This is a genomic window from Aquimarina sp. MMG015, from assembly GCF_018100855.1.
GTDB lineage: Bacteria > Bacteroidota > Bacteroidia > Flavobacteriales > Flavobacteriaceae > Aquimarina > Aquimarina latercula.
In genome coordinates this window covers 350,428-367,131 of the sequence record NZ_JAGJEB010000007.1, presented here as the reverse complement: position 1 = coordinate 367,131, position 16,704 = coordinate 350,428, and the positions used below count along the sequence as shown (strand labels likewise).

The 16,704-nt window shown below is 31.2% G+C and carries 16 protein-coding genes; 4 read left to right on the top strand and 12 right to left on the bottom strand.

Features of this window, described 5'->3' with window-relative positions; genetic code table 11:
* Positions 1 to 79: 79 nt before the first annotated feature.
* Together J8L88_RS15735 and J8L88_RS15730 are read right to left on the bottom strand one after the other, a co-directional pair.
* Positions 80 to 1,504 (bottom strand): hypothetical protein, encoded by a 1,425-nt coding sequence (locus J8L88_RS15735; protein WP_211061213.1) that lies wholly within the window; start codon positions 1,502 to 1,504, stop codon positions 80 to 82.
* 7 nt (positions 1,505 to 1,511) lie between these two features.
* The gene (locus J8L88_RS15730) at positions 1,512 to 3,311 is read right to left on the bottom strand and encodes a hypothetical protein (RefSeq protein ID WP_211061212.1); all 1,800 of its coding nucleotides are present in this window, start codon (positions 3,309 to 3,311) and stop codon (positions 1,512 to 1,514) included.
* Between the two features lie 315 nt (positions 3,312 to 3,626).
* Between J8L88_RS15730 and J8L88_RS15725 the strand changes: the two genes are divergently transcribed.
* The gene (locus tag J8L88_RS15725) at positions 3,627 to 4,322 is read left to right on the top strand and encodes a hypothetical protein (protein WP_211061211.1); all 696 of its coding nucleotides are present in this window, start codon (positions 3,627 to 3,629) and stop codon (positions 4,320 to 4,322) included.
* 19 nt (positions 4,323 to 4,341) lie between these two features.
* Here the strand turns inward: J8L88_RS15725 and J8L88_RS15720 are convergent, their stop codons facing one another.
* The 7 genes from J8L88_RS15720 to J8L88_RS15690 form a co-directional block, all read right to left on the bottom strand.
* Entirely contained in the window at positions 4,342 to 5,400 is a 1,059-nt protein-coding gene (locus tag J8L88_RS15720) for a nucleoid-associated protein (protein ID WP_027392245.1), read from the bottom strand.
* 12 nt (positions 5,401 to 5,412) lie between these two features.
* Positions 5,413 to 5,922, bottom strand: coding sequence for a hypothetical protein (locus J8L88_RS15715; RefSeq protein ID WP_027392244.1), 510 nt, complete (start codon positions 5,920 to 5,922; stop codon positions 5,413 to 5,415).
* 56 nt (positions 5,923 to 5,978) lie between these two features.
* Positions 5,979 to 7,007 carry a heme A synthase gene (locus J8L88_RS15710; protein ID WP_027392243.1) on the bottom strand — a complete coding sequence of 343 codons (1,029 nt, stop codon included), beginning with the start codon at positions 7,005 to 7,007 and terminating at the stop codon, positions 5,979 to 5,981.
* Between the two features lie 31 nt (positions 7,008 to 7,038).
* A complete protein-coding gene (locus J8L88_RS15705) occupies positions 7,039 to 8,460 on the bottom strand; it encodes a CCA tRNA nucleotidyltransferase (RefSeq protein ID WP_211061210.1) in 1,422 nt (473 codons plus the stop codon).
* Positions 8,461 to 8,468: 8 nt separating this feature from the next.
* Positions 8,469 to 9,038 (bottom strand): L-threonylcarbamoyladenylate synthase, encoded by a 570-nt coding sequence (locus tag J8L88_RS15700; RefSeq protein ID WP_027392241.1) that lies wholly within the window; start codon positions 9,036 to 9,038, stop codon positions 8,469 to 8,471.
* A gap of 107 nt (positions 9,039 to 9,145) precedes the next feature.
* Positions 9,146 to 10,252: a glycosyltransferase family 4 protein gene (locus J8L88_RS15695; protein WP_211061209.1), complete on the bottom strand. Its 1,107-nt coding sequence runs from the start codon at positions 10,250 to 10,252 to the stop codon at positions 9,146 to 9,148.
* 1 nt (position 10,253) lies between these two features.
* Complete coding sequence (locus J8L88_RS15690; protein ID WP_211061208.1) at positions 10,254 to 11,183, bottom strand: glycosyltransferase family 2 protein; 930 nt, start codon at positions 11,181 to 11,183, stop codon at positions 10,254 to 10,256.
* A 210-nt stretch (positions 11,184 to 11,393) separates the two neighbouring features.
* Here J8L88_RS15690 and J8L88_RS15685 point away from each other — a divergent pair, with 210 nt between their 5' ends.
* The 3 genes from J8L88_RS15685 (at position 11,394) to J8L88_RS15675 (ending at position 13,934) form a co-directional block, all read left to right on the top strand.
* Positions 11,394 to 12,044 (top strand): bifunctional 2-polyprenyl-6-hydroxyphenol methylase/3-demethylubiquinol 3-O-methyltransferase UbiG, encoded by a 651-nt coding sequence (locus tag J8L88_RS15685; RefSeq protein WP_027392238.1) that lies wholly within the window; start codon positions 11,394 to 11,396, stop codon positions 12,042 to 12,044.
* 5 nt (positions 12,045 to 12,049) lie between these two features.
* Positions 12,050 to 12,847: a lipopolysaccharide kinase InaA family protein gene (locus tag J8L88_RS15680; protein ID WP_211061207.1), complete on the top strand. Its 798-nt coding sequence runs from the start codon at positions 12,050 to 12,052 to the stop codon at positions 12,845 to 12,847.
* A 64-nt stretch (positions 12,848 to 12,911) separates the two neighbouring features.
* Complete coding sequence (locus tag J8L88_RS15675; RefSeq protein ID WP_211061206.1) at positions 12,912 to 13,934, top strand: glycosyltransferase family 4 protein; 1,023 nt, start codon at positions 12,912 to 12,914, stop codon at positions 13,932 to 13,934.
* Positions 13,935 to 14,039: 105 nt separating this feature from the next.
* Here J8L88_RS15675 and J8L88_RS15670 read toward each other — a convergent pair whose 3' ends face one another.
* The 3 genes from J8L88_RS15670 to J8L88_RS15660 are packed head-to-tail and all read right to left on the bottom strand — an operon-like array spanning position 14,040 to position 16,697.
* Positions 14,040 to 14,786, bottom strand: coding sequence for a LytTR family DNA-binding domain-containing protein (locus tag J8L88_RS15670; RefSeq protein WP_027392235.1), 747 nt, complete (start codon positions 14,784 to 14,786; stop codon positions 14,040 to 14,042).
* Entirely contained in the window at positions 14,783 to 15,820 is a 1,038-nt protein-coding gene (locus J8L88_RS15665) for a sensor histidine kinase (RefSeq protein ID WP_211061205.1), read from the bottom strand. The genes J8L88_RS15670 and J8L88_RS15665 overlap by 4 nt, the downstream gene beginning before the upstream one ends.
* Positions 15,821 to 15,830: 10 nt before the next feature.
* On the bottom strand, positions 15,831 to 16,697 hold the full coding sequence (locus tag J8L88_RS15660) for a DUF4249 domain-containing protein (RefSeq protein WP_211061204.1): 867 nt from the start codon (positions 16,695 to 16,697) through the stop codon (positions 15,831 to 15,833).
* Between the last annotated feature and the right edge of the window lie 7 nt (positions 16,698 to 16,704).

Sequence of the window (16,704 nt, the reverse complement as noted above, 5' to 3'; positions counted from 1 at the left end):
AGAAGTCAGAAGTCAGAAGTCAGAAGTCAGAATTAAAATAGTAGACTACCTCTGACACCCGACTTCTGGCCTCGAATAATTATTTAATCTTTTTCTCTAGTTCTTCATTTTTCTTTTTAAGAGCTTCTACTTCTTGTTGTAACAAATCTGTCTTCTTATTCTGCTCAATCATATAGAGTGTTAACTCTTCTATTTTCTGAAGTAGTTTAGTGTTCATTTCTCCTAATTGGATACCATTTTCTGCTACTTCTGCTGCAGAAGGAATGTTTTCTAAATGTCCTTTTTCTGTGATATGATTTTCTACTTGCTGCAGTGTAGGTAGGTTATAATTATCTTCGAACACATAATCAGGCCAATTTGCGTGCAAAGCTACCTTTACTTCTTCTGCTGCTATTTTTCCTTTGACACCTAATTTGTAACCTTTAGTGTCTGCGGTTCCAATACCAACATTTCCATTTTTCATTATAGACATTTTACTACTTCCGTCAACCTGAAAACCAAATCTAGAAGTAGTAGATCCACCTGCAATATTTATGTAACTATTTCCGTCTCCAGAGGTAAAAAGGTTTACATATCTACCATCCGTGTGTGATGTTTTAATTACTCCTCTTACGTCTAGTTTTGCTAAAGGATTTGTCGTTCCGATACCAACGTTTCCAGTTTTATTAATTGATAATCTAGCTGTAGGACCTGATGTTACGGTGTTAGAAGTTCCGAAATGAAAATTACCATTTGTTGGATCAAAGCGTATTTCGCTAGAGTATAAAGATGGATCTAAATCAACTCCACCAGATGGTTTGTATAAAAAACCTATAACTTTGTGCCCACCATCATGGAAAGCATAAGTGTTTCCTATTTGAAATCTTTCTTGAGGATTTGTAGTTCCAATACCTAGATTACCATTAGCTGACATTGTCATTAATTTCTGATCGAAATTAGTCCATTGAAAAAGTGGACGCGTAGTAATTCCCTGATCATTGGAACTTCTTCTAGTATCAAACCTCATCATACTACTGCTACCGCTGTTATCATTAGTAGCATCTGTAGAAGCTATAAATACTAATGATGAGATGTTACTGGATTGTACATTTCCTTTAATTAATGGCATAAAACGGTTGGCTACTCCCGTTGCATTTGTAAATTGTAAGTAATCAGAGGGAGCATCTGATATCTTAAAACGCATTAAACTTTCTGTTTGTCCTGTATTAGATAATATATCTAGTTTAGCTCCAGGATTTGTAGTTCCAATACCTATATTACCAGAAGGATTAAGAGTCATTAAATGCCCCGTTCCTTTATTGAAAAAGTACATATTTCCTATTGTCTTTTCAATACTTCCAATATAAAGTTGATTTGCTCCATTTAGACCAAATGCTCGGGTATAACCCGTTTCGCCATTCTTTTGAACTCTAATATAATCAGTAGTATTGTTTAGATCAACATTTTGAGATTTTGCTTCTATGCAAAAAAAAGATAATGCTATTATGAATACTGTTTTTTTCATAGTTTTTTTAATTATTTAGTTTTGATTCTAGCTTTTCAAGACGCATTTGCAACTCAATTAACATACTGTTTGTTGATTGTAATTGTTTGTTTTCTTCTTGAAGTTTATAGATTTCTTTTTGTTGGTTATCGGTCTTTTTATTCTGCTCAATCATATAGAGTGTCAATTCTTCTATTTTTTGAAGAAGTTTTTTATTCATTTCTCCTAATTGTATACCGTTCTCAGCTACTTCTGTTGCAGAAGGGATATTTTCTAAATGCCCTTTTTCTGTGATATGATTTTCTACTTCTTGTAATGATGGTAGGTTGTAACTATCTTCGAATACATAATCAGGCCATCCCACTAAATCTACTTTTACTTCTTTAGTATGGATATTGCCATTTACAGCTAGTTTAGCGTCTGGTGTATTTGTTCCGATACCGATATTTCCATTTGTTCCAATTAAGAACTCTTCTTTCCCAAAACCATCATAACCTCCTACCCAATAATGAAGACCATTATTATCAACTCCAAAATCAACTTTACCAGTATTAGATCCTGTTCTGTTTAATTGGATTTGTATTGCACTATCCTTAGCATCTACTTGTAGTTTTTGCGTTGGATTTGTAGTTCCAATACCAATTCCACTACCATTTCCTTTAATAATCATTAATTTAGAATTTCCGTTATTACTATTAAAAGAAATATCTTGAGTATCTCTCGTTTCAATCTCTAATGCTAATCCGTAACTTCTAATCTCGTTTGCTCCTCCAATATTATTTCTAAATAATAAATTCTCAGTTGCATTTCCAAGTTTTATTCCTTTGGATGTTCCAGATACATCTAATGCAAAATTGGGATCTGTAGTTCCGATACCTACATTACCGGATACTGCTAAGTGAGTATTAATAGGTAGTTGAGTAGATGCTTCATATCCAATGCTGACACCTCTATATTGTGATTTATCGCCTACATCTGGTTGTAGGTGTAGAGTAGAGTAGTATTTTCCATAATTAGAGACATCGGTATGCCTAGCTATGATCCACGCTTTTCTATCATTAAACCCAGCTGAATTACCAAACTCCATACCACTATTAGAACTTCTTGATTTAAGGAACAGATTACCGCTATCAGAAATAGTAGGATAAGAAGCTGTTCCGTTCGGCAGATAAATGCTAAGCTTTGCATCTGGATTTGTAGTTCCAATACCTATATTACCATTCTCGTCAAAGACTATTTTGTCACTTATGCCATTTGGTTGAAATCTTATTTTGCCTGAAGCAGATCTCATAATTAAACCGTTTGATAATTGGCTGTCAGTTCCTAAAACACCAGCATTGGCCCAAGTATTTACTTGGTTATAATTAGAGGAAGTAGATAATAGATAAACTGATTTCCCTGGTGTTCCTTCTCCTATTATGATTCCACGTCTTGCGGAATTACCGCTATTACTGTTATTAATTTCTAGAAGAGTAGAACCATTTTGATTCTTTTCAATGCTCAAAATGTTTGTTGGATTTGTAGTTCCGATGCCAAATTTACCATCGCCATCCATTCGCGCTCTTTCGATACCTCCACTCAAAAAAAGAATTTTATATTTATTACCAGAATTTTCACCTGCATCTAAATAGATATCATCAAAACGAGATTTAAATAACCATTTTCCTGGGAATGTACCTCCGAAACTTTGAACTCTATTAAAGCCGCCATTGGCACTTGGGAATTGTAATTGATTCAAACCCATATTTAAATCTTGAGTCTGTGTTTGTGCTTTAGAATTCAAAATAGTTCCTAAAATTATAGCTGATAGAAATATAATTTTTTTCATAATTTCGTTAAAATATTTATAATGTTAGAGTATTCTGACTCTAGTAAAGTTTATAATGCTTTTATATACGTGTCTCGAGATAACAAAATGTTACCTCAGAAAATGAAGTTTTTTTAGTTTTTATAAAAAAATAAAGCGGCAAAAGTATTATAAATAGATGGTTTAACTAGCGTTTTTTATAAAAATATTAAGTCCTAATTGTTTGATTTAGTAGATGAATTTCATTTTCATTTTTGATCTATCAACGAATCTTCTTTCTAAAAGAATTGTAACATTAGCATTATTATTGATACCTATTAATAAAGCTTTAACTTTATGAAAATAAATCCTTGGGTTTTTGGTGGCTTATTTTTGTTAATATCCTGTATCTGGATGTGGAATAACTTTGAACTTCCGAAGTTTTATCCTTTTGAAAAAACGGAAAAAGTAGAGGCGTTAGTTTTTTATTCAAGACCAGTTCAACCAAGGCTTCCTGATTTTGGAGGTGGAGTAAATGATCTAATGGTGAAATTTGTTTATCAAGTGGATAACATAACCTATGTGTCAAAGTATAGAGCTCATAAAACTGGGCAATTTCAACGTTCAGGAGATTCATTATTAGTTGAATATAGTATTAATAATCCGCAAAGAACAAAACCTATTCTATACTACCATAACGTTTCTAGTAAACCTAGACATGAGGATTTTGTAAAAAGTTTTCTGCATACAAAACCTAATGGATATAAGGCATTGGATTTAAGAGAAAATATATTTACTTATGAGGACTATGGAGAATATGGTGAACGTTTTATCAAAACTACTGGAACATATATTAAAGAAAGTGGAGTAATTAAATTATCACCATTAATTTATTATCAAAATAGATTGGTAGGGGATTCTATAATAGAAGAACCAAAACCTATTAACAAGGATGATGAGAAAATCTTCCTAAGTGATTTTATTGAAAATTCTGACAAATCAATTACAGAAGTAAATACAGACCTTATTTTTAGTACAAAAAGTTCGAGATAATACTTAACCTAGCGCTATATTAATCCTTCTGTTCTTTATTAAAATAAACCAAGTAATAATACATTTGTTTTTCTTCGTCCCAACCTTTTTCTACAAATTTTTCTGCAGATTCTGGATTGATGAAATCCATTTTAATTTGAATATTAGTATCTAGATTAATAGTGTTTTTAATCTTTTTTCTTGCCGCGGAAACCGCTGTGTTAGCAATAGGAAATTCTGTAAGGTCTTCTATATGATATTTTGGAGCTTTCTCTGTCTTATAATGTTTAAATTCTGGAATTAGGTCTGGATTATCAATTACTTCGTTAAGAAAAGCAGATTCTTCGAAGGTGTCATTTTTAGCAAAGTGATTTACAGCTCGGTTCATAAACATCACTTCTTCTTTTTTGTCTTCTGCTGGTAATACTACGTCCTTTGCAAAATCCTGACAGAACTTCATGTATTTTTTTGTGTAGAAGTTTTCATCGGCAAATGCTTCTACTCCAAGAAAATGCTCTAACCAATATTTAGTATCATAACGGTTAGAGTCTACAGAAAGAATTTTATATCCTTCTTCTTTTTTATGATTGAAAATAAGGCAACCTTTATCAAGTTTATTAAGGTTAACTCCTTGTTGGTGTAACAGTGCTATGTTAGTTCCTTTTTCTTCAAATTGAAGGAAATCATATTTTAATTCTGATTTAAAAATTCCAACAGCAGAAGTTTTTTCATTATCTATGGTAAGATTATCTAGATAAACAACATATACTTCACCACTTTTGATATGTGGGTGTTGCGATTGCTCGTATAATAAAGAAGCAATTCTTTTGGATTTTTCGTGTGCCGATGCTGGATTGTTAAAAATTTCGGTCACTATCTTATATAGCGGATTAAACTCCACATCAACTTCATTAACAAACTGAAAATAATTCTCTTCTTTTTCTCTAAAAGGCTTAAAGAAATACTCCTTTAATAGCGCAGTTAATTCATCATTAAGTGCATACGGAGCATCAGAAAGAAATATGTTCTCGTTTCTACTTTTGTTTCCTATTTTATGAATCGAAAGAGATTCAATCTGGGTGCTATATAAGTTGATCATATTCTTTTAGTTTTAATTCCAATGTTCGTCAAATCCTAATTCATCATAATCATCAAGGTCTAAGAAACCTTCATCATCACTATTTTGGTCTAAATCATCAGCTTTAAATTCTTTATCGGGAGCATTGTCAGGAATTTGTCCGTGAACGAACATAACATTCGGGTACTCTCGTCCATTTTCATATTCTGCAATTTCGGCAAGCTCTACCAAAAATGTCCACATACTTAAAAAATCATATATGTAGATCAATCTTGGAGAAGCTTCATGAACTACATCATTAAGTGTTGTTTCATTCATTAATCTTACTGGCTGATTGCCATCACTCATGTCAAAAAGAGATATCTCTTCTCCTTGATTCCATTGCTCATCACTGGTGTAAAAAGATGCCATTTCCATACCATCAAAACCAAAAGATTGGTTGATGACATTATGGAACTGCTCTAAAGTAGCATCTTGTTCGATTTCGATATCTCTAAATACATCTTCTTCTGTATCCAGGATAATTCTGAAACGGTAAATCATTCTTGATTAATTTGGATTGGCAAAGATACAAACTTGTTCGTGACTATTTTAAAATTTTAAGCTTCAATAACTTTATTTTTAAACACCTCTAATATGATATAAAACTGTACACCAAATAATAAGGATGATATAACCAAGTGCAAGGGTTGTGATAGAAAAGGGAAATCAAAATAATACATTAATATTCCTGTTAATGCTTCTAAACCGATTAATCCTATAACCCAATTTAATTTAGATATTCCTAATTGCATTTTTTTGTTATACCAAAGAAGCCAAGTATTTATTAAAACAATCAATATGGAAAATGATCTGTGTATATAGAAGGTGAAAGTAGGAGGGCTTAACCATTCGGATTTTGTATGCTCTCCAACAATTTTAATTTGTTCATCAACATATTGTCTTACCTGAGTTCCCAAGGCTACTTGTATTAGTGTAAGTATAGTAGAAAAAAGTAATATGTTTTTAAATGTAGTTCCGAACTTAATGGATGTGATTTTTTCTCTTGTTAAGAATAATACATATAACAATATTGCTAGAATAATGAAAGCAACCAACATATGGACAGTAATTCTAAGTGGTAGTAAATTAGAATCGACTACAATTTTCCCTAACCAAGCCTGAAAGGCCATTGCAATAATTGTAATACACGCATATATGGGTATTTTACGATTTTCTTTCCAAAATCGTAACGATAGGATAAACATCAATAAAATTGGAATTCCAGAAAGTACTGTAACAAGTCTGTTGATATATTCAATCCAAGTATGCCATACATTAAACTTAGCATAATCATGTTTGGTGTAGGGTTCCCAATTATCAGGATTGTATGTGGAAGCAGATGAGAAGTCTCTAGTTGCGATTCTTAATTCTTTATCCAATATGACTATAAACCCTTTTTCATATTCATAATTAGCTTTCCATTGGATCTGAGCTTCATCTGTAGGGGGAATATAATACCCAAAGCATTTAGGCCAATCTGGACATCCCATTCCGGATCCTGTCATTCTAACAACTGCTCCAGCAATTATGATTAAATATATAAGTACAACCGATGTAATGACAAGTGGCCTAAAATATTTTTTCATATGTTTATACTAAAGATTATGAGTGTCTTAGTTATTTTTTTAACCCTAGTTCTTCTCCTTTATTAATCATAAATTGATAAGCAGCTTCATGTTCATTTGGTATTTCTCCCTCCAAAATAGCTTCTTTAATGGCTTCCTTTATAATTCCAATTTCGCGAGAAGGTTTAATGTTAAACGTTTTCATAATTTCTTCTCCGCTTACTGGGGGCTGAAAATTACGAACATGATCTCGCTCTTCTACCTCGACCATTTTCTGACGTACAATTTTAAAATTGTTGTGGTATTTTTTAAAGCGTTTAGGGTTTTTGGTAGTAATATCAGCTTCGCAAAGCGTCATTAATTCGTCTATATAATCACCAGCATCGAATACCAATCTTCTTACTGCAGAATCTGTTACATCTGAGGCAATAACAATCGGGCGAGAACTCATTAATACCATTTTCTGAACAAACTTCATTTTGTCATTCAAAGGCATCTTTAGGCGCTTAAATAGTTTAAATACCATTTTAGAACCTACAAATTCGTGACCATGAAATGTCCATCCTACTTTTTTATTAAATCTTTTTGTAGGAGCTTTTCCTACATCATGTAATAACGCTGCCCAACGAAGCCAAAGATCATCTGTGTTTTCGGATATATTATCTACAACTTCTAAGGTGTGATAGAAGTTATCCTTATGTTTTTGTCCTTCTACTTCATCAATGCCTTTTAGAGCCATTAATTCAGGCAAAATGTATGGTAGTAATCCTGTCTGTTCTAGTAAAAGAAAACCTACTGAAGGTTTTTCGCTAAGTAATATTTTATTAAGCTCATCAACAATGCGTTCTTTGGTGATGATTTTAATTCGGTCTTTATTTTTCGTTATCGCTTCTAATGATGTTGGTTCAATCTTGAAATTGAGTTGCGTAGCAAAACGGATTGCTCTCATCATTCTAAGAGGATCATCAGAGTAGGTTATATCTGGATCTAATGGTGTACGAATAATTTTAGACTTTAGATCTTCTAGTCCATTAAAAGGATCTAAAATATCTCCAAATGTATCTTCAGAAAGGCTTAGTGCTAAGGCATTAATAGTGAAATCTCTTCGGTTTTGGTCATCTTGTAATGTCCCATTTTCGACAATTGGGTTTCTACTATTTTCTCGATAAGATTCTTTTCTGGCACCTACAAACTCGACCTCTATGTCATTAGCTTTTAACATAGCTGTTCCGTAGGTCTTAAAGATTTGAATTTTTGGATTTCCCGGAAGTAATTTAGAAACTTCTTTTGCCAATTCAATTCCGCTACCTACAGCTACAATATCGATATCTTTTGCGGTTCCTCTTTGCAAAATATGATCTCTAACAAAACCACCGATAACGTAGCTTTCTAATTGAAGATTAGCTGCTGCTTTGGTAATAGTATTAAAAACAGAATGTTGTAATGCTTTTTTATAATTTTTCTCTTCCGACATGAATCAATTTACTTCCTGATAATTTTCACTGTGCTATCACCACCTATTTTTATAATTGAAGAAGGTTTAGCATCTTTATTTTTCAACGGCAAATTTACAACATAGTCAACGCCTTCCAAAATCTCTTTACTTATTTCTTTTAGGTTGCGAGGAGTGGATTTTCCACTAATATTAGCAGAAGTAGAAACGATTGGTCTTTTGAATTTTCGGATTAACTTTCCGCAAAAAGGATCACGAGCGACTCTAATTCCGAGTGTATTATCTGCTGCAATTAAATTTTCTGCCACTCTTAGTGGTCTGTCATAAATTATTGTTGTCGCTTTAGATGCATATTTTAATATGTCATAAGCAACCTCAGGAACCTCTTCTACATATTGTTGAAGCATCTTGAAATCACTAACTAGACATAACATGGACTTACTATCTGCTCTTTGTTTTAAAGCGTATATCTTGTCAACCGCCTCAGCATTGGTTGCATCACATCCAATTCCCCATACAGTATCTGTTGGATATAGAATAAGTCCTCCTTTTTTAAGAGTATCTATTGTTTTTTGTATTTCTTCTCTTTGATCTTCCATTCTTGTTGAATTTTAGAATTATATTTTCTATGTCAATGCACTGTAAAATTATCGTTTATAGATATTCTGGTCTTACTGTGTTGATAATTATAGTTAGATGATACTTATTAATCTAGTATTATATTTTTATAAACTTCTAAAGTTTGCTGTGCCATATTAGCGGTTGTGAATTTTGTAATAAGCTTTTCATATCCTTTATCAACAAAACTTTTTTGTTTTAAAGGGTTTTCTGAAAGTTCTATGATATGTTTAGAAAGGCTTTTAGGAGTATGCATAGGACTTAATAAGCCATTAATATCTTGGTCAACAATTTCTGGAATACCACCTACATCAGTACTTATTACTGGAGTTTTATGATAAAAAGATTCGTAGATTACTTGTGGGACACCTTCGCTTTGAGAAGTGACAAGGCTTACATCAAATTGTGGTAAAAAATTGGATGCATTGGGAGTGTATCCTAAAAACTCTACATGGTTTTCTAAATTTAATGCTTTGATTCGTTCTTTTAAAGCCTCAGTTCTGTCAGTAAACGTACCTATTTGTATAAAGAAGAATTCTTTTCTTTTTTGTTTGTTAATAATAATATCTACAATATCAACTAAGGTGCCTAAGTGTTTAGCTCTGATGTGATTAGCTATGTTTCCTATGATAATTTTGTCACTTGCTAGATTGTATTTCTCTCTAAGTAAGAAAGGTGTTTCTGTACTTTTGGTTTTTAGATTTGTTCCATGGTAAATAGTAATTAGTTTTTCCTGATTTTCGATCCCTGCAGAAGCAATTTTCTGAGTTTCTTTGGATACACAAAGTACTTTTTTAATTTTAGGGTAGTTGTACTTGTACAACGTCTTTTTACGTTGTTTAATAGGAAAAGAAGTTTTTTTACTAAAAACAAAAGGAGGTAGTTTGTAAAATTTATCTGCTAAAATCGCTAGTAATATGGCACTAGGATCATGAATATGGATGATGTCTACTTTCTGTTTTTTACATACTCGACCTAGTTTTATGAAAAATCTAGGATCAAATTTTGGCCATAGAGTGGCAGGAATAAAATTTAAGTTGGTTTTTTTTAATCTTTTATGAAATGCACCATTTTTTACACAAAAAATTGTATTCCTTACTTCAGGATTTGATAAAGCTAGCTCAGAGCATAAGTTTTCTATATGGTTTTCGCCACCACCCCAGTTTTTAACAGCAGATAAATGTAAAATATGCATACTACTTTCGTGCAATTGTTTGTTTTAATTTTAATGACTCCGATAAAGAAGCGCCTTTTAGAAAAAGTATAAAAAGAGAAAAGTTTTTGGGTTTAAAAATAGATTTAAAAAAGAACTTAAAGGTTAACCAAGATCTTAATACCTGATAAGCTAGGTATCCTGAGTTTTTTCTAAGAACATATAATAGTGAAATTTTTAATTCCTTTTTAATGGCTATACTTTTCTGGGTACTTTGTCCCTTAAAATGAGTATAACGACCTTGCGGAACAAGATAACAATGACCATTTGATATGTTCTTCGAAATTCTATAGCAAAGATCCGTTTCTTCGTAATACAAAAATATATTAGTATCAAAACCTCCAACTTTTTCGAAAGCATCTGCCGAAACAACTAAAAATGATCCAGGTACACTTTGTACTTTAACTGAAGCGTCATAGATTTTCTTTCTCTTAGGATATTTTGTTGGATTAATTTTTTCTAATACTTTTCTTCCGAATAGTTCTCTGCGTAAAGAAAGGAAATGATCAAATGATTTTTGTACTTCTCCTTTTTCATTATACTGTTGAGGAGCACATATTGATGCATCTTCCGTTTTTTCTAGAAAATTAAAAACAATATTTAGGCAATCATTTTGTAGGATGGTATCGTTATTAACGAAAGCGTAATATTTTCCATTAGAAAATTGTATTCCGTGCATATTTCCTCCTCCAAAACCAGTATTATACTTACTTCGGATTAGTTTTAGATTTGAGACTTGTAATTCTTTAATCTTTTTATCCAGTAGTAGATAATCATCTAATTCTGAGGCGTTATCAACTACAATAAATTCATAAGATATGTCGTTTGATGTCTTCTCTATAATTGACTTAATACAATCTATAGTAAAAGAAGAAGAATTGTAATTGATTAGTATAATCGAAATATCTTTCATAATAATTTATGCGCTTAAGGATCAAAAGTAAAGGTTGCATTTCGATAAAACAAGCAATTGGAATTTGTTTAGTTTTTGTTTTAATAATGTTCTTAACGAATAATATATTACCTGATTGCGAGAATACCAATGTCAACAATATTTAAATAGGTTTTTTTGATGGAAATTATATCGTTTAATTTTAAATATATTTGCAGAATAACTTAACAAATGGATTACGAAAATAAACCTAGTGGTTACTACGACAATATTAGAGACGAAATGATTCAGTATTTGCCGGAAAACCCAAAAACTATTATTGATGTTGGCTGTGGAAATGGAGCTTTTGCTGAAGTCTTAAAAAATACAACAGGCGCAGAGGTTTGGGGTATAGAATATATGGACAAAGAAGCTCAGGTAGCCAAGAGCAAATTACACAAAGTTTATTCTGGCAAATGTGAAGATTATATAGATGAATTGCCAGATAAGTATTTTGATGCAATTTATTTTAATGATGTATTAGAGCATTTGGTAGATCCTTATGAGGTTTTAGATAAGATAAAGCATAAACTAACTGCAAATGGTGTGTTGATTAGTTCTATTCCTAATGTTAGATATCACAATACCTTTATGAAAGTTCTTGTTCAGAAAGATTGGAAGTACGAGGATTTTGGTGTGATGGATAGAACGCATTTACGCTTTTTTACAAAAAAGAGCATTCAGAGAATGTATGAAGATCTGGGTTATGAGGTTTTAGTGCATACAGGCATCAACCGAAGTAGATCTATAAAACCGTACTTGTATAACATTCCGGTGTTATTTACTCAGCTCGATATTAGGTATCCTCAATACGCAACTGTAGCAAAATTCGAAAACACCTAACGACCATGAAAAAAAACTTGGTTGTACATCCAGATCATACTGATTTGACTCCGGCTATTGAAAAAGCAATTGTTGATTTTGATAATCATAAAGAAATTTTAGGAGATGCTGAACGAAATGTCATAAAGATAGTTACTGTAGGGAATAAGAAATTTGCTATCAAATCTTTTAAAATCCCTAATATTGTCAACCAAATTGTTTACAAGTTTTTTAGAAAGTCAAAGGCGGAGCGATCATATAAATATGCTAATAAACTATTAGATTTTGAAATTAAGACTCCTTTTCCAATTGCCTATGAAATAAGGAGTACTTCTTTTCTATTTAAAAAGAGTTTTTATATAAGTGAATTAGTAGAAGCTGATCTTACCTATAGAGAATTAACTACTGATTTTAGTATTGCTGATCATGAAGAAATACTAAGAGCTTTTACTAGGTTTACATATACTTTACATAAGAATGGAGTGAACTTTTTGGATCATTCTCCTGGAAATACTTTAATAAAAAGAAAGGAAAACGGTTATGATTTTTATTTAGTAGATCTTAATCGCATGGAGTTTGGTAACATGAATCTTGAAACTCGTATTAAAAATTTTGCACGTTTAACTATTCATAAATCTATGATAGAAGTTATGAGTGATGAATATGCGAAATGTAGTGGAGAGGATAGCGAAAGGGTGTTTGATCTTATGTGGGGATATACTAAAGATTTTCAACATCGTTTTTATCGTAAAATACGTATTAAAAAGAGAATATTTTTTTGGAAGAAAAAATACAAAGAAAGAGTGTCTAAAAGTCCTATTTAGTTAGTTTTTAGTGAAAAGTTAGTTGTTTTTTCATGTAAAGAGAAGATTAAAAAGAGAAGTAGTTATGTCAGGAAAAAGTAACTTAAAAGAACAATTATATTTTTCACTAATTCATAAATGGAAATATATTGTTGTTATATTATTTTCTGTCTTAAGAAAAAATAAATCTAGAAGGATAATAAACAAAGCAGTTTATATCGCTAGAGAAAAGGATAAAGATTGGATTTTTGGAGCTAAAGTAAGACGGTTATCTAAATATTCATCTTTAAATGCAACTACATTTTATCATAATAAGTTAAAGAATTTGCCAAAAGCAGATGCGTATTATTTTATTTACCAAAACTATTTTTGTCGATGCTTAAGGAGTACTCCAAGTATTTTGTTTAAAAAAAATGTAGTGATGTTCACACATCCCACTTGGTCCAAAAAATATTCTAAAACTCATGTAGTTTGGTGCCTCAATAAAGCGGATTATGTTATTTGTTTAAATTCTGAAATTAAGAAGTATTTGATAGATCTAGGTGTAAAACCTGATATTCTTATAGTAATGCATATTGCTACCTCTTCTTCTTTCTTTTATTCGCACGAAAGAGGTTCTGGAGGTATAGGATTTTGTTCAACATTTAGTAATCGAAAAAACCCAGACTTAGTTCTTGATTTAGTGAAAAATATGCCTGATCGACAGTTTTATTTAATTGGTCGTCATTGGCAACAATATGATAGGTTTAATGAGATATCTGACTTGCCTAATTTTAAGTACCTTGAAGAAGAACCTTATGATTCTTATCCAGATTTGTATAGTAAAATAGATGTTTTTGTATCTCCATCTTTGATCGAAGGAGGTCCTGTGCCTGTGTTAGAAGCAATGATGTCTAATTGTGTTCCCGTGGCATCAAGAACTGGTTTTTGTCCAGATCTTATTACAGAAGGAGAAAATGGTTTCTTGTTTGATGTAGATGCCGATTATAAAGAAGTAATTACCTTAATAGAAAAAGCATTTTTAATTAAAACGGATGTTAGAGAAACCGTGTTGCCTTATACTTGGGAGAATTGTTCTAAAAAAATAGATGATTTGTTTATTAATTGATCTGATCTTGTCTTTTATTTTATAGTGTAGGGTGTTTTTGTGTTATCTTCAATGTTGCTGTTTGAAAATCAGTATTATAGGTACATAGGTTCCGTATGCGAGAAACTATAGAGAAAGCCATTTTTTAAACTTTCCTATTTTTTCGATCGCAACAAAAATGTTGCTTTCAGAAGCAATAGGAGTTAATGATACTTTTATTCTAGATTTGGATGTATAGTACATTTCTTCAATACATTTTAGATGAATTATGTATTTTCTGTTAATCCTAAAATAATTGGAAGGGTCTAATTCTTGTTCTAATTTTTTTAAAGAAAAATCTATAGGAATCTTTTTACCATTCCAGAGTTGAATGAAAGTTAGTTTTTCTTCCGTATAGAAATATGCAATTTGATCAATTTCGATAGTCTTTAAACTATTGTTCATTTTTACTAAAAATCGTTTTTTATAATCTTTTCCGTTGTGAAGAAACAAGTCTTTGTATTCAGGCAACTTGTTTTTATTAAGTCCAAAGAATTTATCGATGCTCCTTGATAATGAGTTTTTAGCGACTGGTTTTAATAAATAATCAATACTATTTTGTTCGAATGCTTTAATTGCATATTCTGAGTATGCGGTGGTAAAAATTATTGGAGTATTTATTTCTAATATTTTAAAGATTTCGAAAGAATATCCATCGGATAAATTGATGTCCAAAAAAATTAAGTCAGGACTCTCTGTCGATAAATACTGTATTGATTCATTTATGGAGGTCAGAACCTTAACAATCATTATTTGGTTATTGACTTCTTGAATTAGATTTTGTAATCTAATAGCTGCAATACTCTCATCTTCTATAATAATAGCTTTGGTCATATTTCAGGTTGAATAAGTGGTATAGAGGCTATGTAATTGTTGTTAAGTATGTTAAAAACAGGAATCTCGGAATGCAACATCTTGTATTGATTTACTAAGTTCTTTTGTCCAATACCAAGCGATTTTTCATAATCATTATTTTTAGGTTGGAAGTTATTCACGACTTTAAGACTTAAATTATCAACAGAAATAGTTATTTTTAACGGTTTACTGATGTCCACACTGTTATGTTTGATAGCATTTTCAAAAAGTAATTCTAAAGTCATAGGAGGTAGTAGAAGGTGTAGTTTAGATTCTTCGATATCATTTTGAAAAATGATACTTTCTCCAAATCGAATTTTCTGCAATGACATGTATGAATTAATAAGTTCTAATTCTTTTTTTAACGGTACTACTACCTCTTCGCTCTGAGTTAAGTTATAACGGTAAATATTAGATAATTCTTGTAAAAAATGTTCTGCTTTTTTTGTATCAATACTTATTAAGCCAGATAAACTATTAAAGCTATTAAAAAGAAAATGAGGATTTAATTGTTTTTTTAAGGCCAAGTATTGAGCTACTGATTTTTCATTTTGATATTGCGTGAGCTTAATTTTGATGTCCTGTTTCTCTTGCTGAGATTCTAAGAAAATTTCAATAAAATATACGAAAGCAATGACTGCGAAATTGATTAATAAAACTAGCCAGAACACCAAGTCAAAAAAAGATCTTTCAAGTTCTTTATCATTTTCAAATGTATAAGCAACTGTCTGCCAGATAAATGTTAGTGTAACTGTTTTTGTTAAAATAACGGTAGTCCAAACACTTAAGAACTGAGATCTATTTTCTATATCTATTATTTTTGGAATTAGTTTGTTTTTTAAATAAACTCTGGACCAAAAAATAAACAAAGTATAAATGAAACTTACAGGTAATAATATAATAGTTTCAGAAAGCCCTTCTTTTAGATCAGCAGTATAAATTTCACTAATAAGGTGAAAAGCATTAAACAGAAGAATAATGAATAAATAAAAATAAATCCTGTTAGTTTTCAATTTATTAGTTTTAATTTTCTATGATTGTTATGGTATCTTCTTCGATATCTACTGTATAAAAGAACCCTAATGCTCTATTATTGGGGTTGCTTAAATTTATTAAATTTCCACGTATTGAAGCTGGTGGCGGGTTACCAATTATTGGATTACCTAAATTTCCTGTTTGTATAAACAATTCGTTTAAGAAATCGAAATAGTCTTCAGATATTGATAATTGTTGTGCTGTAGCGATATCTCCGATTTCAAAAGGCACTTCATCATTTGGATTTACACCAATACGTTGTCTACCATCAAAGAATTCATCTGAAACAATTAAAACCTCGCTATTTCCTGGATCCGGAACTATAATAAATTCATTATTTTTAAAAAGGCGATAATAATAAAAATTAGCAATATCTATAGGGTCTGTAGTATCAAATTTAACAAAATATCCTGCATCTGTTGCGATTGTTTCTTCTTCAAATTCAAAATAGAAATTATCAAATGAAGGTACTTCACTTATAGAATCTGACCCTTCATAGGTTTCTCCATTCCAATTTATTGTGATTGTGTATGTGTTTCCAATTTCTGGAATGATTTCTGTATTTTCATAAAACCCATTTGTAGAATGATTAAATATCCAAGAATTAGTACCATCTGTTACTGTAACGATTGCATCATCTACAAAAGGTTGGTCTTCTGTAGATAAAAAAGAGGCAGTAGTAGTTAGTTGAATCTGCTGTATAGGTAATGGACTGATAGTGTTTCTCTCTAGTCCCCCATTGATAACTAGTCTTGGAGTACTTTCATTTAATGCGATGTCATTGGTTACGTCTGTTTCGCATGACAGGAAAATTGACGAGATGATTATTACAGATATTATAAATAAATTTTTCATTTGATTT

Bases quoted from the DNA above. Each gene is read 5' to 3' on its own strand.
- J8L88_RS15735 (WP_211061213.1), bottom strand. From the start codon at position 1,504: ATGAAAAAAACAGTATTCATAATAGCATTATCTTTTTTTTGCATAGAA.
- J8L88_RS15730 (WP_211061212.1), bottom strand. From the start codon at position 3,311: ATGAAAAAAATTATATTTCTATCAGCTATAATTTTAGGAACTATTTTG.
- J8L88_RS15725 (WP_211061211.1), top strand. From the start codon at position 3,627: ATGAAAATAAATCCTTGGGTTTTTGGTGGCTTATTTTTGTTAATATCC.
- J8L88_RS15720 (WP_027392245.1), bottom strand. From the start codon at position 5,400: ATGATCAACTTATATAGCACCCAGATTGAATCTCTTTCGATTCATAAA.
- J8L88_RS15715 (WP_027392244.1), bottom strand. From the start codon at position 5,922: ATGATTTACCGTTTCAGAATTATCCTGGATACAGAAGAAGATGTATTT.
- J8L88_RS15710 (WP_027392243.1), bottom strand. From the start codon at position 7,007: ATGAAAAAATATTTTAGGCCACTTGTCATTACATCGGTTGTACTTATA.
- J8L88_RS15705 (WP_211061210.1), bottom strand. From the start codon at position 8,460: ATGTCGGAAGAGAAAAATTATAAAAAAGCATTACAACATTCTGTTTTT.
- J8L88_RS15700 (WP_027392241.1), bottom strand. From the start codon at position 9,038: ATGGAAGATCAAAGAGAAGAAATACAAAAAACAATAGATACTCTTAAA.
- J8L88_RS15695 (WP_211061209.1), bottom strand. From the start codon at position 10,252: ATGCATATTTTACATTTATCTGCTGTTAAAAACTGGGGTGGTGGCGAA.
- J8L88_RS15690 (WP_211061208.1), bottom strand. From the start codon at position 11,183: ATGAAAGATATTTCGATTATACTAATCAATTACAATTCTTCTTCTTTT.
- J8L88_RS15685 (WP_027392238.1), top strand. From the start codon at position 11,394: ATGGATTACGAAAATAAACCTAGTGGTTACTACGACAATATTAGAGAC.
- J8L88_RS15680 (WP_211061207.1), top strand. From the start codon at position 12,050: ATGAAAAAAAACTTGGTTGTACATCCAGATCATACTGATTTGACTCCG.
- J8L88_RS15675 (WP_211061206.1), top strand. From the start codon at position 12,912: ATGTCAGGAAAAAGTAACTTAAAAGAACAATTATATTTTTCACTAATT.
- J8L88_RS15670 (WP_027392235.1), bottom strand. From the start codon at position 14,786: ATGACCAAAGCTATTATTATAGAAGATGAGAGTATTGCAGCTATTAGA.
- J8L88_RS15660 (WP_211061204.1), bottom strand. From the start codon at position 16,697: ATGAAAAATTTATTTATAATATCTGTAATAATCATCTCGTCAATTTTC.